This window comes from Tabrizicola fusiformis (genome assembly GCF_013328815.1).
In the GTDB taxonomy this organism is placed as follows: Bacteria; Pseudomonadota; Alphaproteobacteria; order Rhodobacterales; family Rhodobacteraceae; genus Fuscibacter.
This window is the reverse complement of sequence record NZ_JABUHN010000005.1, coordinates 216,032-237,489: the sequence shown is the minus strand read 5'-3', so window position 1 is coordinate 237,489 and position 21,458 is coordinate 216,032. Positions and strand designations below refer to the sequence as shown.

The window sequence follows — 21,458 nt, the reverse complement described above, 5'->3', positions numbered from 1 at the left end:
TGGGCAATCTGCCCATCTCCCGCCAACGCCGCAGCGCAGCGATTGACAGGCGCGGAAAATGTCGTCTATCTGGCATCCGGCGAAATAATATTGCCGACGCGATTCAGGAGTGCCGACGATGCAGACGCAGAAGGAAACCCCGTGGCTGTTCCGCACCTATGCGGGCCATTCCACCGCTGCCGCCTCGAACGCGCTTTACCGCAACAACCTGTCGCGCGGGCAGACCGGGCTTTCGGTGGCCTTCGACCTGCCCACCCAGACCGGCTATGACAGCGACCATGAACTTGCGCGGGGTGAGGTCGGCAAGGTCGGTGTGCCGGTAGCGCATCTGGGCGACATGCGGGCGCTGTTCAAGGACATCCCGCTGGAACAGATGAACACCTCGATGACGATCAACGCCACGGCACCCTGGCTCTTGTCGCTTTATATCGCGGTGGCCGAGGAACAGGGCGCCGATGTGACGAAACTGCAAGGCACCGTGCAGAATGACATCATCAAGGAATATCTGTCGCGCGGCACCTATATCTGCCCGCCGAAACCCAGCCTGCGGATGATCACCGACGTTGCCGCCTATACTCAGGCCGCTCTGCCCAAGTGGAATCCGATGAACGTCTGCTCCTATCACCTGCAAGAGGCGGGGGCGACGCCGGAACAGGAGCTGGCCTTTGCGCTGGCCACCGCCTGCGCCGTGCTGGACGATCTGAAGGGCAAGGTTTCCCCGGCCGATTTCCCCAATATGGTGGGCCGGATCAGCTTTTTCGTGAATGCCGGCATCCGCTTCGTGACCGAGATGTGCAAGATGCGCGCCTTTGTCGACCTCTGGGATGAGCTCTGCGAAACCCGCTATGGCATCACCGAGGCGAAGTATCGCCGCTTCCGCTATGGCGTGCAGGTGAACTCGCTGGGCCTGACCGAGCAGCAGCCCGAGAATAACGTCTACCGTATTCTGCTTGAGATGCTCGCGGTTACCCTGTCGAAGAAAGCGCGGGCGCGGGCGGTGCAATTGCCCGCGTGGAATGAGGCGCTGGGTCTGCCCCGCCCCTGGGATCAGCAATGGTCGCTGCGGATGCAGCAGATCGTGGCCTATGAAACCGACCTTCTGGAATATGACGACCTCTTTGACGGCAACCCCGCCGTTGACCGCAAGGTGGCCGCACTGAAGGAAGGTGCCCGGGCCGAACTGGCGCAGATTGATGCGATGGGCGGCGCGGTTGCGGCCATCGACTATATGAAATCCCGTCTGGTCGAGGCCAATGCCGAGCGGATCGGCAAGATCGAGGGGAAAGAGACCACCGTGGTCGGCGTCAACCGCTGGACCGAGGCGGCGCCCTCGCCGCTGACCGCCGGGGATGGCTCGATCATGCAGGCCGATCCCGAGGCCGAGGCGGATCAGATCGCCCGGCTGCAGGACTGGCGCCGCGCCCGTGACGGGGCGGCGGTGACAGCGGCGCTGCAGGCGCTGCGCAACGCCTGCACCTCGGGCGAAAACCTGATGCCCCCCTCCATCGCCTGCGCCAAGGCGGGCGTCACCACCGGCGAATGGGGCGACACCGTGCGCGCCGCATTCGGCCAGTATCGCGGGCCCACCGGCGTCAGCCGCAGCCCCTCCAACCGCACCGAAGGTCTGGAACCGATCCGCGAGGCGGTGGATGCGGTCTCGACCAAACTTGGCCGCAGGCTCAAGTTCCTTGTCGGCAAGCCAGGGCTGGACGGCCATTCCAACGGCGCCGAACAGATAGCCGCCCGCGCCCGCGACTGCGGCATGGACATCACCTATGAGGGCATCCGCCTGACCCCGGCCGAGATCGTGGCCCGCGCGGGTGAGGAAAAGGCCCATGTCGTGGGCCTCTCGATCCTGTCGGGCAGCCACCTGCCGCTGATCCGCGAGGTGATGGAGCGGATGCGCGCCGCCGGTCTGGCCGAGGTGCCGGTGATCGTCGGCGGCATCATCCCCGAGGAAGACGCCCGCGCCCTGCGCGCGATGGGGGTGGCCGCCGTCTATACGCCCAAGGATTTCGAGCTGAACCGCATCATGCTCGACATCACGCGGATCGTGGCCGAAGGTGGCGAAAAGGCCGCCTGAACCTGACCCAGATCAAGGCGCCTTCCCTGCCCTGCCGGCATAAAGCCGCAGGACAAGGGGAGGTTGCCATGTTCCAACGTATCAAGACCCTGCTGCACCGCTGGCACGATCTGGCCGAGGTTTCGGCACTCAGCGACCGCGAACTCGACGATCTGGGCATGACCCGCGATCAGGTGGAACGCTTTGTGCGGATGCCCGCCGACGTGCCGGACCGGGTTGTCGCCATGGGCGAAATTTTCGGCATCAGCGCCGAAGAGTTGAAGCGCGACCATAACGCATGGGTCGAACTTCTGGAAACCTGCGGCACCTGCCGCGACCGGGGCGCCTGCGCCCTTGTGCTGGAGCGGGGGGAACTGTCGCGCCCGCAGGATTGTGGTTTCTGCCTGAATGCCGCGGCTTTCACCGCTGCCGCGTCCTGAGCTGCACCGCCCGGCCTGAGTTGCCCCCACATCTTGCGCCCCTGCCCTCAGGGATGGTCTAATGCCTGCGCATTCCGACCATAACAAGAATCGAGCAGCCATGTCCTCCGACCTTCTTTCCGGCAACGGCCAGACCTATGACGCCTCCTCGATCGAGGTGCTGGAAGGGTTGGAGCCGGTGCGCAAGCGGCCGGGCATGTATATCGGCGGCACCGATGAACGGGCGCTGCACCATCTGGTGGCCGAGATCCTCGACAACTCGATGGACGAGGCGGTGGCAGGCCATGCCACGCGGATCGAGGTGGAGTTGCACGCCGACAATTCGGTGACGGTGCGCGACAACGGGCGCGGCATTCCGATTGACCCCCATCCGAAATTCCCCGGCAAATCGGCGCTGGAGGTGATCCTTTGCACCCTGCACGCGGGCGGCAAGTTCGGTGGCGATGCCTATGCCACCTCGGGCGGCTTGCACGGGGTGGGCGCCTCGGTTGTCAATGCGCTCTCCGATCTGATGCGGGTCGAAGTGGCCCGCAACAAGGAGCTTTTCGTTCAGGAGTTTTCGCGCGGCATCCCCAAGGGCCCGGTGCAAAAGGTGGGTGCGGCCCCCAACCGGCGCGGCACCGCGACGACCTTTCACCCCGACCATGAGATTTTCGGCAGCCAGACCTTCAAGCCAAGCCGGATCATGCGGATGGTCCGCTCGAAAGCCTATCTGTTCTCGGGCGTTGAAATTCGTTGGAAAACCGCGATCCCCGATGGCGACACGCCGATGGAGGCGGTCTTTCACTTTCCGGGCGGGCTGGCCGATTACCTGTCGGACCAGCTTGAGAAGACCACGACCTATGCCGACCGCCCCTTTGCGGGCAAGGTCAGCTTCCCCGAGAAATACAACGTCCCCGGCTCGGTCGAATGGGCGATCAACTGGACGCCGGTGCGCGACGGGTTCATCCATTCCTATTGCAACACGGTGCCCACACCCGAAGGCGGCACGCATGAGGCAGGCTTCTGGACCGCGATCCTGAAGGGCATCCGCGCCTATGGCGAGTTGGCCAAGAACCGCAAGGTGGACCAGATCACCCGCGACGACCTGACCTCGGGCGGCTGCGCCTTGGTCAGTTGCTTCATCCGCGAGCCACAATTCGTAGGCCAGACCAAGGACCGCTTGGCGACAGAAGAGGCTGCCCGCTATGTCGAAGGCGCGGTGCGCGACCATTTCGACAACTGGCTGGCCGCCGACCCGAAATCGGCGGGGGCGATCCTCGATTTCCTCGTGCTGCGCGCCGAAGAACGGCTGCGGCGGCGGCAGGAAAAGGAAACCGCCCGCAAGACGGCGACCAAAAAGCTGCGCCTGCCCGGCAAGCTGACCGATTGTTCAGCCAAGAACCGCGAAGGGACCGAGCTTTTCATCGTCGAAGGCGACTCGGCCGGTGGTTCCGCCAAGGCCGCCCGCAACCGGGAAACGCAGGCGCTGTTGCCGCTCAAGGGCAAGATCCTGAACGTGCTGGGCGCGGCCTCGAACAAGCTGAACGACAATTCGGAAATCCGCGACATCTGCGAGGCTTTGGGCGTGCAGATGGGGACCAAGTTCAAGGTCGATGACCTGCGCTATGACAAGATCATCATCATGACCGACGCTGACGTGGACGGCGCCCATATTGCCAGCCTGCTGATGACGTTCTTCTTTTCCCAGATGCGGCCCCTGATCGACAAGGGCCACCTCTACCTCGCCTGCCCGCCGCTTTACCGGCTGACGCAGGGGGCACAGCGGCTGTATGTGGCAGATGATGCCGAGAAAGAGGCTTGGGTGGCCAAGGGGCTGGGCGGGCGCGGCAAGATCGACGTGCAGCGCTTCAAAGGTCTGGGCGAGATGGATGCCAAAGACCTGAAAGACACCACGATGAACCCCGAAACCCGCAAGCTGATCCGCGTGTCGATCGACGAGGACGCGCCGGGCGAAACCGGCGATCTGGTGGAACGGCTGATGGGCAAGAAACCGGAACTGCGGTTCCAGTATATTCAGGAAAACGCCCGGTTTGTGGAGGAGCTGGATGTTTGAGGGCACTATTCCGCAATTACCAAATATTCTGATAGAGAAGGATGGGAACCTCTCTGGCCGCTTCACGGTGCGCGATCTGCCAAACTGTAGCGCACTTGTATTGGATTCTGCGGGTTCGTTGCCTTTTGCCTCGACCCGGCTGGATGTTAGCCCGTCCCCTGATATCGGCGGCCCCGACACCGCGCGCCAGCACCTTTTCGAAGCATGTGCCCACTTCATACGACTGTCCTATGACGGATTGATCGCCCCATATCGCTTCCGTGATCAGTCGGGCTCTGCTTGGCGCATGGACAAGTCTTCAGCTTATTGGTTGCTTCAATCGGGACGCTGGGAGCTTGTTGCATCCGGCGACATTAGAGACTTCGGACTTCGACTACTGACGCCGGGATGAAGCTCGTTGCTTCCTCTTGCCGGGCGTCCCTGGCTCTGCCAAACCTTTGGCATTCAAGCGGAGTTTTCCATGACCAACCTGTCCTCGCGCCTTGCCGCCCTGTTCTCGCTTCTGGCCCTGATCGCTGCGGTGGGGGCCGGGTGGCTGGCGCTGAAGACGCGGGATGAGGTGCGGGCAGCCGCCGCGCTTTCGGTGCGGCCTGCGCTGGTGTTTCAGGCCGATGCGCGGCCCGGTGCGGGGTTGCGGCTATCCAATCAGGGGGTGGGGCCTGCGGTCATCATCGCGGTGCGGATGGCGCTGGCGGCGCCGGACGGCACGGTCACATGGATGGGCTATCCCGATGCGGCCAACAGCGCCACGCTGAACCTCTGGGATTTTCTGGGCCTGCCGAATGTCAATCAGGGCCTGCCTGCCGGGGTTGCGGCCCTTGCCGCCCCGCCGCAGCCCGGTGCCGTCTTTCCGGTGGGCGAAGGCGCCGACCTGATCCGCTTCCCGGCGGGCGATGTGCTGCCCGAGGCGTGGAAGACGGCCAATGCCAAGGCCGCCGATGCGGCGCTGGCCGGGCTGATGCTCTGCGTCGAATATCAGGGGATGGACGGCAGCCGCTATGCGCTGGACCGGGGCGGCCTCTGCGCACGCGCGCTTACCGACAAGGATCGCCGCTATATCGGCGTGAAATGATCACTCTGCCTGCAGGGTCTTGAGGTATTCGGCCAAGGCCACAAGACGCTCGGGCGTGGGCGTTTCGATGCCGTCGCCGCCGTCATAGGGCACCAGATCGCCCGTCATCATCGGGGCGAAATCGGGCATCACGCCGCGGCCCTTGGCCTTGGCATAGCCCCAGATCTGCGCCATCACCCGCGTTGTCGGAAATGCACCGCCATTGCGGGCGGCAAGCCGGGTCAGGTCGGCGGGCTTTTTCGACAGCCCCGCCGCCGCGATGCCGTCGCCCCTGCCCGTGGCGCCATGGCAGGCAGAGCAATAATCGGCATAGTCTTGGGCCGCATCGGGGCCGTCTTTGGCGCCCGGCACGCAGGCCGCCAGAAACAGAAGGGCGATCAAAGGCTTGCGCATCGGGTTCTCCATAATCCGTCGTTGTCCGGGCGGTGGGGGTCAGACGACCCGGCCCTGATCCAGCCGCACCACGCGGTCCATCCGCGCGGCCAGTTCCATGTTATGGGTGGCGATCAGCGCCGCAAGCCCGGTGTCGCGCACCAGCCCCATCAGCGCCGAAAACACCTGCTCCGAGGTGGCCGGGTCAAGGTTGCCGGTCGGCTCATCGGCCAGCAAAAGCCGCGGCTGGTTGGCCAGCGCCCGGCAAAAGGCCACGCGCTGCTGCTCACCGCCCGACAGGGCCGCAGGGCGGTGGCTGGCGCGTTCGGCCACGCCGACCCGCGCCAGAAGGTCCATCGCCCGCGCCCCGGCCTGCGCCGGGGCAACGCCATTGGCCAGTTGCGGGATGACCACGTTTTCCAGTGCGGTAAACTCGGGCAACAGATGGTGAAACTGGTAGATGAAGCCGACCTCGCCGCGCCGCGCCTCGGTGCGGGCCTTGTCGGACAGCCCCTCCATATTGCGCCCGCCCAAGGCGACCGAACCTTCGTCGGGCGTGTCCAGCAGCCCTGCGATATGCAGAAGCGTCGATTTGCCCGCGCCGGAGGGGGCGACCAGCGCCACAACCTCGCCCCGCTTCACCTCAAGCGTGGCACCGCGCAGCACGGCCACCTCACCCGGGCGGCCCCGGTTATAGACCTTTTCCAGCCCCGCCAGTTCCAGCGCGAAATCACTCATAGCGCAGCGCCTCCACCGGGTTCATCCGCGCCGCGCGCCGCGCAGGAAACAGCGTCACGAAGAACGACAGCCCCAGCGACAGCGCCACCGCCGACACCACATCCCCCACCTGCAACCGCGCCGGCAGACTGTAGATGCCGCGGATCGACGGGTCCCAGACCCCGCCGCCCGCCACATAGTTCACGAAGGAAAAGATCGGGTCGATGTAGATGGCGAAAAGACAGCCCAGCACCACCCCCATCACCGTGCCCACCAGCCCGGTGAAGGCGCCGCAGATGAAGAAGATCCGCAGCACCGACCCTTCGGTCAACCCCATGGTCCGCAGGATGCCGATGTCGCGGCCCTTGTTCTTGACCAGCATGATCAGCCCGGAAATGATGTTCAGCGCCGCGATCAGCACCAGAATGGACATGATGATGAACATCACATTGTCCTCGATCGTCAGCGCCCGCAGATAGCTGCCCGAACTGTCGCGCCAGGTCCAGAGCAGCGCCTGCGCCCCGCCCGCCTGCATCACCGGCAGGGTGTAGGCGTCGATATTCTCGGGGTCTTTGACCATCACCTCGAATTCATCCGCCAGCCCCTCGCGGTTGAAAAACACCTGTGCCTCGGCAAAGGGCATGTAAATGCGGGTCTTGTCGATGTCATAGCGCCCGGCGGTAAAGACATAGACCACCTCATAGGCATTGACGCGCGGGCTTGACCCGAAGGCGGTTTTCACCCCCGAAGGCGCGATCAGCCGCAGCTTGTCGCCCACCGTCACCCCCAGCTCGCGCGCGATGCCCGAACCGATGGCGATGCCCTGATCGAACCGCGTGATGTCACCATAGGCATCGGCGCCAAGGCCCACGCGGGGGATCGTCTCGAGATTGGCCTGCGAGATGCCAAAGACCTCGGCCCCCACGGCGCCCTCGCCCGCCGTGACCATGATCTGCCCCTTGATCAGCGGGGCGGCCCGCGTCACGCCCGGGATGGCCAGAAGCCGCCCGGCAATCGCATCATAATCCTCGAACCCCTTGATCATCGCGCCGCTGCTGCTGGGGTGGCCCACGGAATAGACCGTCACATGGGCATTGGCGCCCAATATCGTGTCCACCAGTTCCGCCCGGAACCCCGCCCGCACCGCCAGCGTGGCGATCAGAGCGAAGACCGCCAGCGTGATGCCGACAAGGCTGATCCATGTCATGACCGAGACGCCCCCCTCGGCCCGTCTGGCGCGCAGATAGCGCCAGGCGATGAGAAATTCGAATCGGGAGAAGGGTGCGGTCGTTGCCACGGTGCTGCTCTTTCGTTTTGCGGCGCAGAGTGGCCGCAGGACGGGGCCGGGTCAAGTCGCGGGGCGGGACTATGCCCCGGGGCACGCCGATGTTACCGGGATTTCGGCTGTAGCGCGACCGGCTCCGCGGCTCAGGCGGGGCGCCGTCGCCGGAACGGCGCCGCGAGCAGTGCCAACAGCCCCGCCGTGGTCAACCAGCCGCCCAGATATCCCGCCAGCGCGCAAATCCCGCCGTCCAGCGTGACTGGCACCGCCGGACGGAAATCGGCCCAGGTCGCCTGCAGCGTCTCGGGATCGGCCAGACGCTGCGGCATGGTCAGCCGCTGCAACGGGGTGGCGGCACGCAGGGCCGTCAGGTTGTCGGCAAGGCGGCTCTGTCGGGCAAAGGCGCGGGTCAGGTCGTCGCGCCGGTCGTCGAGAAAGGCCGAGCCCTTGACCTCTTGCAGCGCGGCGTCCCGCGTCAGGCCATTGGCGGCGGCGGTCGCGTCAAACTCGGCCACCACCAGCGTCAGCGCATCGACTTGCCCCGCCAGCCGCTGAAGGTATTGCTGCGAGAATTCCGGGAATTGCGACAGCGAGGCCGCCCCCGCCACACCGCCCGCCAGTGCCAGTATCCGCAACATGCGCGCCTCCGCCTCCGCTTCGACACCAGAGTCGCACGCCCCCCGCCCGGTGTCGAGACCGCCACCCCGCCATCGGCAAAGCCTTGACGCCCCCCCCCCCCGCCGTTGCACCGTTGCGCGGCACAACCCCGAGGCCCTGATGATTTCCCTTTACCGCCAATCCTGGACCTGCCTGCGCGGCAATCTGTGGTTCTATCTTTTGTTTGCTGTGCAGTTGGTCCTGCGTGACCAACTGCCCCTCTCTTCAAGGGCAGCTCGTCTGTTTCTGCTCCTCGCCTTGCACTCCACATTCGTTTTCGGCCTGCATCGCCACATCCTTCTCGGCCGTTCGGTGATCGACGGCTTTGAAACCCGGCTTGCGGGCACGACGCGGGGAGGCGTCAAGTTCTTCTTGCTGTTGCAGGTCTTCTTCGGCCTGCGTTTGGCAGCGGGCGTGGTCGGATATTCTGCGCTCGGCCCGGAGCAATTCAGCCGGACCAGCTTCTTGTCGCTGTTTGTGCCGATTACCTTGCTCACCTACGGCCTGCTTCTGGTGCTGTTCGGCACCGCGATGCCCGCCTATGTGGCGGGCGGCCGTTTCGGCATTGGCGCGACCTTCGGGCGGATCAGGGCCACCGCTCTGCCGGTTCTGGGCGGGTTGCTGATCGGGCCGGTCCTGTTCTCGATTGCCGGCATCGCCGTTGGCGTCGCTGTCATCGCAGGTCTTGCCCTTTTGCCGGGCGCGGATTGGTCAAGCTGGCCGCTGCTGCCTGTCGTCTGGCTGTTGCAGGGGTTCTTCAGCCTCTTCGGGCTCTTTTCCACCACTCTTGCGGTGGTGGTGCTGTGCAACGCCTATCGCAAAACGGCCCCGGACTGGCTGCTGGCCGCCGCCCGCGGTGAGTGGGCAAAATCCGCTTGAAAAGTCTGGAATTCCTGCCTCGCCAGCCCTCCTTCCGGCTGGCAAGCTGAGCGCTTTGCCAAGGAAAGCCGCCCGAATGCCCCTGCCCCAGACGATGAAAGCCGCCCGCGTCACCCATTACGGCGGGCCGGATGCCGTGGTGATCGCGGAGCGGCCCCTGCCGCAGCCCGGCCCCGGCGAAGTGCTGGTGCAGGTGCGCGCGGCGCCGGTCACGGCGGGCGATGCGCGGATGCGCTCGGGCAAGGTGCCGCGCGGCTTCGGGCTGCTGATGCGGCTGGCCTTGGGGTGGAGCCGCCCCCGCAACCCGCCCGGCTGGGCCTTTGCCGGGGTTGACCCGGCCAGCGGGCAGCGGGTGTTCGGGATTGCGGGCATCAGGGGCGGCGCCCATGCCGAATATCTGGCCGTCAGGGCCGAACAGGTGATGCCCCTGCCCGACGGGCTGAGTTTCGAAGAGGGTGCGGCCTTTTTCTTTGGCGGGCTGACGGCGGCGGAATATCTGATCGACAAATGCAGGCTGCAAGCCGGAGAGCGGCTGTTGATCAACGGCGCGACGGGGGCCGTCGGCTCTGCCGCGCTGCAGATCGCGCGGCATCTGGGCGCCACGGTCACCGCCGTAGCCTCGGCGAGCAATCACGCGCTGGCGCAGCGGCTGGGGGCGGCAGAGGTGATCGACTATCGCAGCCAGAAGATCGGCGGCAGGTTCGATGTGGTTCTGGACGTGATCGGCACCCTGCGCGCGCCGCAGTCCCATCTTGCGCCGGGCGGACGTTTGGGGCTGATCAGCGGGGATATGGCCGCCACGCTGGGCGCGCTGCTGCGCCCCCGGGTCTTTGCCGGGCCATCCGGTGAGGGCCGTGCCAAGATGGAGCGGCTGATCGCGCTTTACACGGCGGGCGCCTATCGCCCGGTATTGGGCCAATGCCTGCCCTTTGCCGAACTGGCCCAAGCCCATGCGATTGCCGAGACCTTTCACAAACCCGGCAATCTGGTGGTGGTGATGTGAAACGGGGGGCTGCGGCCCCCCGATCCCGCCGCCCGCGCCTCAGCGCCCGGCGTAGATTTGCGCGATGCGGTCCACCGCCGCCTCCGGCGACAGCTCTTCGCTTTCCCCCGTGCGGCGCGAGGTCAGCTCGACCACGCCCGCCGCCAGCCCGCGCGGCCCGACCGTGATGCGCCACGGCAGGCCGATCAGGTCCATCGTGGCGAATTTCGCCCCGGCCCGTTCGTCGCGGTCGTCGTAAAGCGGCTCCAGCCCCTTGGCCAGCAGCGCCTTTTCAAGGCTGGCACAGGCGGCATCCGCCGCCGCATCACCCTGTTTCAGGTTCACGATGCCCACCGGGAAGGGCGTGACCCCCTCGGGCCAGATGATGCCCTTGTCGTCATGGCTGGCCTCGATGATCGCGCCCAGAAGACGCGACACGCCGATGCCGTGGCTGCCCATTTCGACCGGCACCTTGGCGCCGTCCTTGGTCACCACCGTCGCCCCCATCGCTTCGGAATATTTGGTGCCGAAGTAGAAGATCTGCCCCACCTCGATGCCACGGCCTACCTTGCGGTGTTCTTCCGGGATCTGGTCGAACAGCGCCGCGTCATGGGTTTCGTCGGTGCGGGCATAAAGCGTGGTGAACTCGCGGCACACACCTTCAACCTCGGCGCGGTCGTCATAATCCACCTCGCGGTTGCCCAGTTTCAACTGGGTCACCCGGTCGTCATAGAAGACTTCGGACTCGCCCGTATTGGCCAGGACAAGGAATTCGTGGGTGTTGTCGCCGCCGATCGGGCCAGAGGCCGCCCGCATCGGGATCGCGGTCAGGCCCATGCGTTCATAGGTGCGCAGATAGCTGACCATGTGGCGGTTATAGGCATGCAGGGCCGCCTCTTTGTCCACGTCGAAGTTGTAGCCGTCCTTCATCAGGAACTCGCGTCCGCGCATCACGCCAAAGCGGGGCCGCATCTCGTCCCGGAACTTCCACTGGATATGGTAGAGCGTCAGCGGCAGGTCTTTGTAGCTGTTCACATGGGCGCGGAAGATGTCGGTGATCATCTCTTCATTGGTCGGCCCATACAGCATTTCGCGCTTTTGCCGGTCGGTGATGCGCAGCATTTCCTGACCGTAATCGTCATAGCGGCCGCTTTCGCGCCAGAGGTCGGCCGGTTGCAGCGTGGGCATCAGCAAGGGGATATGCCCGGCGCGGATCTGTTCCTGGTTCACGATCTCTTCGATCCGGCGCAGCACCCGCAGGCCCAGCGGCAGCCAGGAATAGATGCCCGCCGCCTGTTGCTTGATCATCCCCGCCCGCAGCATGTAGCGGTGCGAGACGATCTGGGCCTCGGCGGGGTTTTCCTTCAGCACGGGCAGGAAATAGCGGGACAGACGCATTTTTGGCCTCATCGGGAACGGGTTTTGCCGTTCCTAGCGGGAAGGGGGCGGTCCCGCAAGCGGGGCCGGGCGTTGCCGCGCGGGGCGATGCCTGTTAGGCAGGGCGCAACCTGCGGAGAGCCAATGCTGAAACTGACCGTCCTGACCGGCCTTGTGGCCCTGTTGGCGCTGCCCGCCGGCGCCCAGATCCTGCCCGAGGGCCAGAACTGGCGCGAACTGCCCTTCGAGGTGGTGGCGGGCAAGCCGCTGCTGACGGTGGCCGTCAACGGTGCCAAGGGCCGGATGATGTTCGACAACGGCACGCCCGAGGTGCTGTTCTTCAACCGCGACGCGGCAGCACTTGGCGCAGGCAATTATGCCGCGCAGGGCTTTGCCGCTTCGGGGCAGAAGATCACCGTGCATCTGCACGACGCGCCGCAGGTGGAAATCGCCGGCCTGCCCTTTGCCGCCCCGGCCAAGGTCACCAGCGGCGATTTCGGATTTGCCGAGGTCGCATTCGGCAGCGATTTCATGGGCTTCATCGGCGCCCCCATAGTCGAGCCATGGGCCTTCCTGCTGGACTACAACCGGACGATGCTGACCATCCTGCGCACCGACCCTGCCGGAGCGCTTGCCATTGTCCCGCCTGCGGCGACCGATGTGCTGGCCGAGATGAGCTTTGCCATGGCGCCGGGGGAGCAGCCCACCACGGCGGGTTTCATCGGGCAAATGCCCATCGCCATTGATCTGGACACCGGCGACGATGGCACGATCTATCTGCGCCCCGAAACCCGCACCCGCCTTCTGGCGGCGGGACTGCTGCAAACCAGCGGCGACGGGGTGGTGCTGAAATCGCTGAACCTTGGCGGGGCGCCCTTTGCCGATCTGTCCTTGCGGCTGGTCGAGGCGGGCGGACCTGCGGACCTGCGCCCCTATCCCGGGTCGGATTTCCTGCGGCTGGGTGCGGGGTTCTTTGCGACCCAACCCAGCCTGTGGAACTTTCCGGCGGGCACGATCACGCTTCTGCGCCCCGATTCCGGCTTTCTCAAGCGGCGGTAGGCGCAGGCACCGCCGCTGGACTGCCTCTTGAAACTGCGGCCTGCATGGGCAATCTCTGACGAAAGGCAAAGGCAGAGCATGGCATTACCGATCCGCGATCAGGTCAGATACTGGAGCATCGCGTTGGCGGTGTTCTTCGTCATGCTGTGGTTTCTGGGTTCGGTCCTGCTGCCGTTTCTGGTGGGGGGCGCGCTGGCCTATTTCCTTGATCCGGTTGCCGACCGGCTGGAGCGGGCGGGACTGGGCCGGATTGCCGCAACCACGCTGATCACCGTGGTCGGCGTGCTGATCGTGGTGCTGCTGGTGCTGGCGGTGATCCCGACGCTGGTGAACCAGTTGACGGCATTGGTCAACGCCGCCCCCGAAATCGCGCGCAAGCTTCAGGCTTTCCTGACAGAGCGGTTCCCCGAGCTGAACGACAGCACCTCGGTCGTACGCCAGACGCTGGCAAAACTGGCGACCACAGTGCAATCCAAGGGGGCCGAGCTGGCCGAAGGGCTGCTTGCCTCGGTCATGGGGGTGATTTCGGCGGCGGTCTTCCTGCTGGTGGTGCCGGTGGTGGCCTTCTATCTGCTGATGGACTGGGACCATATGATTGCCCGCATCGACACCCTGTTGCCGCGCGACCATGCCCCGGTGATCCGCCGCCTTGCGGGCGAGATTGACGCGGTGCTGTCGGCCTTCGTGCGCGGGCAATTGTCGGTCTGTCTGGTGCTGGGCATCTATTACTCGGTCGCGCTGATGATCGCCGGGCTGCAATTCGGCCTTGTGGTGGGGGCGATTGCCGGGACCATCACCTTCATTCCCTATGTCGGTGCGCTGGTGGGCGGCGGGCTGGCTATCGGCCTTGCACTGTTCCAGTTCTGGGGCGACTGGTTTTCCATCGGCGCGGTCGCGGTGATCTTTGCCGTGGGCCAGTTTCTGGAAGGCAATGTGCTGACGCCCAAGCTGGTGGGCAATTCGGTCGGGCTACATCCGGTCTGGCTGTTGTTCGCGCTTTCGGCTTTCGGTTCGGTCTTCGGCTTTGCCGGAATGCTGGTGGCGGTGCCTGTCGCGGCCTCGCTGGGGGTGCTGACACGCTTTGCCCTGTCGCAATATCACGACAGCCTGCTTTATCGCGGCATCGAGGGGCGCATCCCCGAGGACGAGGATCAGGCGTGACACCCCGGCAACTGGCCTTCGACCTCGCCCATGCGGAACGCTATGGGCGCGAAGGGTTCTTCGTGTCGCCTGCCAATGCCACGGCGCTGGCCGCGGTCGGGGATTGGGCGAACTGGCCGGGGGGCAAGCTGGTGCTGGCGGGGCCGCCGGGGGCGGGCAAGACCCATCTGGCGCATATCTGGGCCGAAGAGGCCGGCGCGACCCGAATTGCCGCCCGCGATCTTGAGACCGCCTCCTTGCGCGATCTTGGCCCCCGCGTGGTCGTCGAGGATGCCGAGAGCGCATCGGGCCTGCCCGCCTGCGAAGAGGCGCTGTTCCACCTGCACAACCTGATCCTGCCAACGGGTCGCCTTCTGGTCACCGCCGCCACCCCGCCGCGCGACTGGGGCTTGGCGCTGCCCGACCTTCTCAGCCGGATGCAGGCGGCACCGCTGGCCCGGCTTGAGGCGCCCGACGACGCCCTGTTGTCGGCGGTGCTGGTCAAGCTGTTTTCCGACCGCCAGATCGTGGTGCCGCCCAACCTGATCCCCTATCTGGTCCTGCGGATGGAGCGTTCCATCGCCGCCGCCCGCGCGCTTGTCGCGGCGCTGGACGCCCGTGCGCTGGCCGGCGGGCGGGCGGTCACCCGCGCCCTTGCCGCCGAGATGCTGGACAGCCCCGACCCCGAGTGAAACACTGTCGCAAGACCGTCACCGAACCGTCACAACCGCCCCTTATCAAGCGCGCCATGATCCCCACCGATTTCCTCAGAGCCGCCTATCCCGCCCCCGTCACCCTGCCGCAGGCCGAGGTCACCGGACCGGGCCGCTTCTTCAACCGCGAACTCAGTTGGCTGGCCTTCAACTGGCGCGTGCTGGACGAAGCGTCGAATCCCGCCGTGCCCTTGCTGGAACGGCTGCGCTTTCTGTCGATCTCGGCCACCAATCTGGACGAATTCTATACCGTGCGCGTCGCGGGTATCCGGGCGCTGACCCGGGCGGGCAATCCGATGCCATCGGAAGACGGCTGCACCCCGGCGCAGCAACTGGCGCTGATACATGCCGATGCCCGGCGGCTGATGCAGATGCAGCAGATCGTGTTCAAGAAGCTGAAACGGCTGATGGAAGCCGCGGGGATCGAGCTTCTGACCCGGTCCAAGCTGACGGCGCGCGACCTGAAATTCCTTGAGGACCACTTCCTGAACAAGGTCTTTCCGGTTCTGTCGCCGCTGGCCATCGACCCGGCGCATCCCTTCCCCTTCATTCCCAACACCGGCTTTTCGCTGGCGCTGGAACTGGAGCGCGAGACGGATCTGCGCACCCTCAAGGCGCTGTTGCCGATCCCGCAGCAGATTGCCCGTTTCGTCGCCCTGCCCTCCAAGCCGGGCGAGAATCGTTTCCTTCCGCTGGAGGAACTGCTTCTCCTGCATCTGGACATGCTGTTTCCTGGCTATTCCAGCCGGGGCCATTGCCTGTTCCGCGTGCTGCGCGACAGCGATCTGGAAGTCGAGGACGAAGCCGAAGATCTGGTGCGCGAATTTGAAACCGCGCTGAAACGCCGCCGCCGGGGCGAAGTGATCCGCATGAAGATGTCGGCGGGCGCCCCGCCGGAACTGCGCGCGCTGATCATGGAGGAACTGGGCGTCACCGAGGACGAGGTGGTCGAGGTGCGCGGGATGCTGGGCATCGCCGACCTCAAGGAACTGGTGCTGTCGTCGCGCGGCGATCTGCTGTGGCCGCCCTTCACCCCCCGCGTGCCGGAACGGGTGCAGGACCACGGCGGCGACATGTTCGCGGCAATCAAGCAAAAGGATATGCTGCTGCATCATCCTTACGAAACCTTCGATCTGGTGATCCGCTTTCTGGAACAGGCGGCGCGCGATCCGAACGTTCTGGCCATCAAACAGACGCTTTACCGCACAAGCTGGGACAGCCCCATCGTCGGCGCCCTCTGTGAGGCGGCCGAGGCGGGCAAGTCTGTCACCGCGTTGGTGGAGCTGAAGGCGCGGTTCGACGAGGCGGCGAACATCCGGCAAAGCCGGCGGCTGGAACGGGCCGGCGCCCATGTGGTTTACGGCTTCATCAACTACAAGACCCATGCCAAGATCAGCACCGTCGTCCGACGTGAGGGCGACAATCTGGTGACCTATACCCATTATGGCACCGGCAACTATCACCCGATCACCGCGCGAATTTACACCGACCTGTCGTTCTTTACCTGCGATGCCGCGCTGGGGCGCGATGCGACCAAGGTCTTCAACTACCTGTCGGGCTATGTGCAGCCGCAGGGGCTGGAGAATCTGGCGATTTCGCCGATCACGCTGAAACCCCGGCTGTTGCAGATGATCGCAGCCGAGGCCGATCATGCCCGCGAGGGGCGCCCGGCGGAAATCTGGGCCAAGATCAACAGCCTGATCGACCCGGATGTGATCGACGCGCTTTATGCCGCCAGCAATGCCGGGGTGAAGATCAACCTCATCGTGCGCGGCATCTGCGGCCTGCGCCCCGGGGTCCGCGGCCTGTCCGAGAACATCCGCGTCAAGTCGATCGTCGGGCGGTTTCTGGAACACAGCCGGATCGTCTGTTTCGGCAATGGCGGCGGTCTGCCGGGCAAGACGGCGCGGGTCTTCATCTCGTCCGCCGACTGGATGGGCCGCAACCTGACGCGGCGGGTCGAGACGATGGTGGATATCCTGAACCCCACCGTCAAGGCGCAGATCGTCGGCCAGATCATGGCCGCCAACCTTGCCGATACCGAGCAGAGCTGGATCCTGCGCCCCGATGGCAGCTATCAGCGCGACCTTGCCGCGATGCAGGGCAAAGGCTTCAACTGCCATCGTTTCTTCATGGAAAACCCCTCACTCTCGGGCCGTGGCACGGCCGGGGACAAGGACGTTGCCCGCATCGCCTGACCTGCCTGAAAGGACTGCCGCCATGGCTGCCACCCCATCTGACGACGACCACGGCCCCTTTGGCAGGCCGCTGTTCGATGATCCTTCGGCCCGCGCCCTGAGCCGGGTGGGGGTGGTCGATGTCGGGTCCAACTCGGTGCGGATGGTGGTGTTTGATGGCGCCGCCCGCAGCCCGGCCTACTTCTACAACGAAAAGATCATGTGCGGCCTGGGCAAGGGGCTGGCCGAAACCGGGCGCCTCAACCCCGATGGGCGGCGGCGGGCGCTGGCGGCGCTGAAACGCTTCTCGCTTCTGGCCAAGGGCATGGGGATCGAGACGCTGACCGTGGTAGCCACCGCCGCCACGCGCGAGGCCGAGGACGGCCCCGAGTTTCAGTTGCAGGTGCTGCGCGAAACCGGGCTGAAGCTGTGGGTGATCGACGGCGGCGAAGAAGCGCGGCTTTCGGCGCAGGGCGTGCTGCTGGGCTGGCCCGAAGCGCGCGGCATCGTCTGCGACATGGGCGGCAACTCGATGGAACTGGCGCGGATCGGCGATGGCAAGGTCGGGCGCCGGGTGTCCACGCCTCTGGGGCCGTTCCGCCTGCAACAGGTCGCCGACACGCCCAAGAAACGCGCCACCCATATCGACCGCATCCTGAAGGAATGTCAGGCCGAACTGAAATCCGAGGGCGAGCGGATCTATCTGGTCGGCGGTTCCTGGCGGGTGATCGCCCGGCTGGACATGGAGCGGCGGAATTATCCGCTGACCGTGCTGCACGAATATCGCATGACGCCCAAGGGCCTGATCGACACGCTGGACTGGATCGCCACCAGCGACCTTGCCGTGCTGCGTGCCCGCACCGGCACCAGCCCCGAACGGATGGAACTGGTGCCGCAAGCCTGCGAAGTGCTGCGCGAACTGATCGCCATGTTCAAGCCCAGCGAGATCGACGTTTCCGCCTATGGCATCCGCGAGGGCCTGCTTTACGAACAGATGCCCGACCGCCTGCGCCAGCGCGACCCGCTGATCGAGGCCGCCCGCATGGCAGAACAACTGTCGTCGCGGATGCCCGGCTTTGGCAAGAAGCTGTTCGAGTTTCTCGAACCCCTGTTCAAGGGCGTCAGCGATGAACGGCTGCGGCTGATCAAGGCCGCCTGCCTGTTGCATGACACCACATGGCGCGCGCACCCCGATTATCGGGCCGAAGCCTGTTTTGACAATGCCACCCGCGCCAACCTTGGCGGTCTGGACCATCCGGGGCGCGTCTTCCTTGGGCTGGCGCTGCTGCACCGCTACAAGAACAGCCGCGCCGGTAGCCGGATGGAGCGGCTGTTCACCCTTTTGACCGAGGATGAGCTGCAAGAGGCAGAGGTGCTGGGCAAGGCGCTGCGCTTTGGCGCGATGTTCTCGGTCGGCGATCCGGCGCGGGCCGGGCGGCTGGTCTGGCAGCCGAAAAAGCGGGTGCTGGAACTGCACCTGACCGAAGACGGCCGCGGATTGTTCGGCGAGGTGGCGCAGGCGCGCTTTACCGCGCTGGCACTGGCGCTCAAGGCCACGACGCGGCTTGAGGAACTGGTATGATGCTGACTTTCGATCATCTGGCGGTGACGGCCGAAACGCTGGACGCAGGGGTTGCGGCGGTCGAGGCCGCGCTTGGCGTGGCGTTGGCGGGCGGCGGCAAGCATCCGCATATGGCCACGCACAACCGCCTTCTGGGTCTTGGCGACCTTTACCTTGAGGTGATTGCCGCCGACCCGGACGCAACCCGCCCGACATGGCCGCGCTGGTTCGACATGGACAATTTCACCGGCCGCCCGCGCCTGACCAACTGGATTGCCCGCTGCGATGATCTGGATGCCGTGCTGGCCGCCGCGCCGCCCGGCTGCGGCACGCCGGTCTCGTTGCAGCGCGGCGATTACCGCTGGCAGATGGCGGTGCCTGCCGATGGCACCCTGCCCTTCGACAGTTGCTTTCCGGCGCTGATCCATTGGCAAGGCACGCTGCACCCGGCCCAGACCCTGCCCGATGCCGGTCTGCGCCTGATCCGGCTTGAGGTGGCGCATCCGGGCGCGGCGGCCCTGCGCGCGGTTCTGGCACCGTTGTTCGACGACCCGCGGGTGATCTTTGTCGATGGGCCGGAAAAGGCGATGCGCGCCAGCTTTTCCACCCCACATGGCACCCGGGTTCTGGAATGATCCGCCCGGCAACCCCCGCTGATGCCGAAGCCATCGCCGCAATCTGGAATGCCCTGATCCGCGAGACGACGCATACCTTCACCACGGTCGAGAAAGACCCCGCCGACATTGCCACGCAGATCGCCCGGCGCACCCCTTGGTGGGTGGCCGAGGTGGCGGGTGCCGTCGCGGGCCATGCGACCTATGGCCAGTTTCGCGGCGGCCCCGGCTATGCCCGCGCGATGGAGCATTCGGTGCATCTGGCCGCACCCGCATGGGGCAAGGGGCTGGGCCGCGGCCTGATGACCGCGCTTGAGGATCATGCCCGCGCCGCCGGCGCCCATACGATGATCGCCGGAGTGTCGGGCGAAAACCTGCCGGGGCAAAGCTTTCACGCGGCAATCGGCTATAAAGAATGCGGTCGCGTGCGCGAGGCGGGGTTCAAATGGGGTCGCTGGCTCGACCTTGTGCTGATGCAGAAAATCCTCTCCTGACAGCCCCCGGCAAGGTCGCTATGCTGCCGCCCATGTCGATCTGGACCCGCATCACCGAAGCGCTTGCCGCCCTCGCCCAGGGCGAGCCTTTGGCGCATGTCTTTGACCTTCTGCGCAGCCGGCCCGAACCGGAACGCTCGGTCGGGTTCACCATCGCGGTGATTGCACTGGGGGCCAAGATGGCCAAGGCTGATGGCGCGGTGACGCGGGATGAGGTGATGGCCTTCCGCCGTGTCTTCACGCTGGCGCCCGAGGAAGAGGCGAATGCCGCCCGCGTCTTCAATCTCGCCCGGCAGGATGTGGCAGGATTTGATGCCTATGCCCGCAAGATTGCCGCGATGTTCCGCGACAAGGACCACCCCGACAATCGTGCCCTTTTCATCGACCTGATCGAGGGGTTGTTTCACATCGCGCTGGCCGATGACATCCTGCACGAGAATGAAGAGGCTTTCCTCGCCCATGTCGCCGAGATTTTCGGGCTGGACCGGCGCTGCTATCTGGCCATCCGTGCAAGGCTGGTTGAAGGCACCCAGCGCGACCCCTATGATCTGCTGGGCGTGGCCCATGACGCGCCGCTGGACCAGATCCGCATTGCATGGCGGCAGGCGGTCAAGGAAAACCACCCCGATGCGATGATCGCCCGCGGCGTGCCGCCCGAGGCGGCCAAGCTGGCCGAGCGCAGGCTCATCGCCATCAATGCCGCCTGGGAGGAATTGCAGCAGCGGCGGGCGGCATGACCGCCCCCGCACCGCCCGCCGCCCCCGGGCCGCGGCCGCTGCGGCTGGCCAGTTTCAATGTCGAATGGTTCAACGCCCTGTTTGACGATCGCGGGCGGCTGCTGGAGGATTTGCAGCTTTCAGCCCGCTACAAGATCAGCCGCGCCGAGCAACTGACGGCGCTGGGAATCGTCTTCACCGCGCTGGATGCCGATGGGGTCATGATCATCGAAGCCCCCGATCAGGGCACAAAGCGGTCAACCGTGACAGCGCTGGAGAATTTCGCGCGGCATTACGGGCTGCGCTGCCGCAAGGCGCTGCACGGCTTCACCTCGGAAACCGAACAGGAAATCGCCTTTCTTTACGACCCTGACCGGATCGAGGCCCGCCACGACCCGCAGGGCGCCCCCGCCCCCTCGCAAGGGGCCGCCGGGGCGCCACGCTTTGACACCGGGCTGCGCGCCGATCTGGATCAGGACGGGGTCGAGGAATTGATCCGCTTTTCCAAGCCGCCGCTTGAGATTGCCTTGCGCGCCGATGGAAGGGCGCTGCGGCTGATCGGGGTTCACGCCAAATCCAAGGCCCCGCATGGCGCGGTCACACCCGCCGAATTCACCCGCATTTCCATCGAGAACCGGCGCAAGCAACTGGCCGAATGCCTCTGGCTGCGCCGCCGGATCGAGGGGCATCTGGCCGCCGGCGAAAGCCTGATCGTGATGGGGGATTTTAACGACGGCCCCGGCATCGACGAATATGAAAAGCTGTTCGGCCATTCCGGGGTGGAAATCGCGCTGGGGCTGGACCAGCCCCCCGCGATGCGGCTGCATGACCCCCATGCCGAAATGGCGCTGCAAAGCCGTATCGGCATCGCGCCGACCACCGCGCGCTTCTGGCTGGCCCCGCAGAAACGCTATTTCGAGGCGCTGCTGGATTTCATCATGGTCTCGCCCGATCTGGCCAATGACCGGGCCGATTGGCGGATCTGGCATCCGTTCAACGATCCGGGCGCCATGGCGGTGCCGGAATTGCGCGACGCGCTCCTGACCGCCTCGGATCACTTTCCGGTCACGCTGGACCTTGCCCTTTGA

At 65.6% G+C, this 21,458-nt stretch carries 21 protein-coding genes; 16 read left to right on the top strand and 5 right to left on the bottom strand.

Translation table 11 applies throughout. The annotated features are described in order from the left end of the window. Window positions 1-118 precede the first annotated feature (118 nt). From HS053_RS10085 to HS053_RS10065, 5 genes are all read left to right on the top strand, one after another. On the top strand, window positions 119-2,083 hold the full coding sequence (locus tag HS053_RS10085; RefSeq protein WP_174211114.1) for a protein meaA: 1,965 nt from the start codon (window positions 119-121) through the stop codon (window positions 2,081-2,083). Window positions 2,084-2,151: 68 nt separating this feature from the next. Then, the gene (locus HS053_RS10080) at window positions 2,152-2,502 is read left to right on the top strand and encodes a DUF1127 domain-containing protein (RefSeq protein WP_174211113.1); all 351 of its coding nucleotides are present in this window, start codon (window positions 2,152-2,154) and stop codon (window positions 2,500-2,502) included. Between the two features lie 100 nt (window positions 2,503-2,602). Further along, window positions 2,603-4,558 (top strand): DNA topoisomerase IV subunit B, encoded by a 1,956-nt coding sequence (gene parE, locus HS053_RS10075; RefSeq protein ID WP_174211112.1) that lies wholly within the window; start codon window positions 2,603-2,605, stop codon window positions 4,556-4,558. Then, window positions 4,551-4,949 (top strand): hypothetical protein, encoded by a 399-nt coding sequence (locus tag HS053_RS10070; RefSeq protein WP_174211111.1) that lies wholly within the window; start codon window positions 4,551-4,553, stop codon window positions 4,947-4,949. Before parE ends, HS053_RS10070 begins: the two co-directional genes overlap by 8 nt. A gap of 69 nt (window positions 4,950-5,018) precedes the next feature. Then, window positions 5,019-5,630 (top strand): hypothetical protein, encoded by a 612-nt coding sequence (locus HS053_RS10065; RefSeq protein WP_174211110.1) that lies wholly within the window; start codon window positions 5,019-5,021, stop codon window positions 5,628-5,630. On the opposite strand, the gene HS053_RS10060 is transcribed toward HS053_RS10065, so the two are convergent. The 4 genes from HS053_RS10060 to HS053_RS10045 form a co-directional block, all read right to left on the bottom strand. After that, entirely contained in the window at window positions 5,631-6,023 is a 393-nt protein-coding gene (locus HS053_RS10060) for a c-type cytochrome (protein WP_174211109.1), read from the bottom strand. A 39-nt stretch (window positions 6,024-6,062) separates the two neighbouring features. Continuing rightward, entirely contained in the window at window positions 6,063-6,740 is a 678-nt protein-coding gene (locus tag HS053_RS10055) for an ABC transporter ATP-binding protein (RefSeq protein WP_174211108.1), read from the bottom strand. Continuing rightward, window positions 6,733-8,016, bottom strand: a complete 1,284-nt coding sequence (locus HS053_RS10050) for a lipoprotein-releasing ABC transporter permease subunit (protein WP_174211107.1) — start codon at window positions 8,014-8,016, stop codon at window positions 6,733-6,735. The genes HS053_RS10055 and HS053_RS10050 overlap by 8 nt, the downstream gene beginning before the upstream one ends. Before the next feature lie 131 nt (window positions 8,017-8,147). Further along, the gene (locus HS053_RS10045; protein WP_174211106.1) at window positions 8,148-8,639 is read right to left on the bottom strand and encodes a DUF2937 family protein; all 492 of its coding nucleotides are present in this window, start codon (window positions 8,637-8,639) and stop codon (window positions 8,148-8,150) included. A gap of 139 nt (window positions 8,640-8,778) precedes the next feature. On the opposite strand from HS053_RS10045, the gene HS053_RS10040 reads away from it, so the two are divergent. Next, complete coding sequence (locus HS053_RS10040; protein WP_174211105.1) at window positions 8,779-9,537, top strand: hypothetical protein; 759 nt, start codon at window positions 8,779-8,781, stop codon at window positions 9,535-9,537. Between the two features lie 76 nt (window positions 9,538-9,613). Further along, complete coding sequence (locus tag HS053_RS10035) at window positions 9,614-10,540, top strand: quinone oxidoreductase family protein (RefSeq protein ID WP_174211104.1); 927 nt, start codon at window positions 9,614-9,616, stop codon at window positions 10,538-10,540. Window positions 10,541-10,579: 39 nt separating this feature from the next. Here the strand turns inward: HS053_RS10035 and proS are convergent, their stop codons facing one another. Beyond that, window positions 10,580-11,917, bottom strand: a complete 1,338-nt coding sequence (gene proS / locus HS053_RS10030; protein WP_174211103.1) for a proline--tRNA ligase — start codon at window positions 11,915-11,917, stop codon at window positions 10,580-10,582. Window positions 11,918-12,040: 123 nt separating this feature from the next. On the opposite strand from proS, the gene HS053_RS10025 reads away from it, so the two are divergent. The 9 genes from HS053_RS10025 (at window position 12,041) to HS053_RS09985 (ending at window position 21,458) form a co-directional block, all read left to right on the top strand. Next, window positions 12,041-12,955: a hypothetical protein gene (locus HS053_RS10025; protein ID WP_174211102.1), complete on the top strand. Its 915-nt coding sequence runs from the start codon at window positions 12,041-12,043 to the stop codon at window positions 12,953-12,955. Between the two features lie 78 nt (window positions 12,956-13,033). Further along, window positions 13,034-14,116, top strand: a complete 1,083-nt coding sequence (locus tag HS053_RS10020) for an AI-2E family transporter (protein ID WP_174211101.1) — start codon at window positions 13,034-13,036, stop codon at window positions 14,114-14,116. Then, window positions 14,113-14,787 carry a P-loop NTPase family protein gene (locus HS053_RS10015; protein WP_174211100.1) on the top strand — a complete coding sequence of 225 codons (675 nt, stop codon included), beginning with the start codon at window positions 14,113-14,115 and terminating at the stop codon, window positions 14,785-14,787. The genes HS053_RS10020 and HS053_RS10015 overlap by 4 nt, the downstream gene beginning before the upstream one ends. Window positions 14,788-14,843: 56 nt before the next feature. Then, the gene (locus HS053_RS10010; RefSeq protein WP_174211099.1) at window positions 14,844-17,006 is read left to right on the top strand and encodes an RNA degradosome polyphosphate kinase; all 2,163 of its coding nucleotides are present in this window, start codon (window positions 14,844-14,846) and stop codon (window positions 17,004-17,006) included. Window positions 17,007-17,028: 22 nt separating this feature from the next. After that, complete coding sequence (locus HS053_RS10005; RefSeq protein ID WP_174211098.1) at window positions 17,029-18,567, top strand: Ppx/GppA family phosphatase; 1,539 nt, start codon at window positions 17,029-17,031, stop codon at window positions 18,565-18,567. Beyond that, window positions 18,567-19,181: a VOC family protein gene (locus HS053_RS10000; protein ID WP_174211097.1), complete on the top strand. Its 615-nt coding sequence runs from the start codon at window positions 18,567-18,569 to the stop codon at window positions 19,179-19,181. Before HS053_RS10005 ends, HS053_RS10000 begins: the two co-directional genes overlap by 1 nt. Next, entirely contained in the window at window positions 19,178-19,654 is a 477-nt protein-coding gene (locus HS053_RS09995; RefSeq protein WP_174211096.1) for a GNAT family N-acetyltransferase, read from the top strand. The genes HS053_RS10000 and HS053_RS09995 overlap by 4 nt, the downstream gene beginning before the upstream one ends. 32 nt (window positions 19,655-19,686) lie before the next feature. Further along, window positions 19,687-20,391 carry a TerB family tellurite resistance protein gene (locus HS053_RS09990; protein WP_174211095.1) on the top strand — a complete coding sequence of 235 codons (705 nt, stop codon included), beginning with the start codon at window positions 19,687-19,689 and terminating at the stop codon, window positions 20,389-20,391. Next, window positions 20,388-21,458 (top strand): endonuclease/exonuclease/phosphatase family protein, encoded by a 1,071-nt coding sequence (locus HS053_RS09985; protein ID WP_174211094.1) that lies wholly within the window; start codon window positions 20,388-20,390, stop codon window positions 21,456-21,458. Before HS053_RS09990 ends, HS053_RS09985 begins: the two co-directional genes overlap by 4 nt.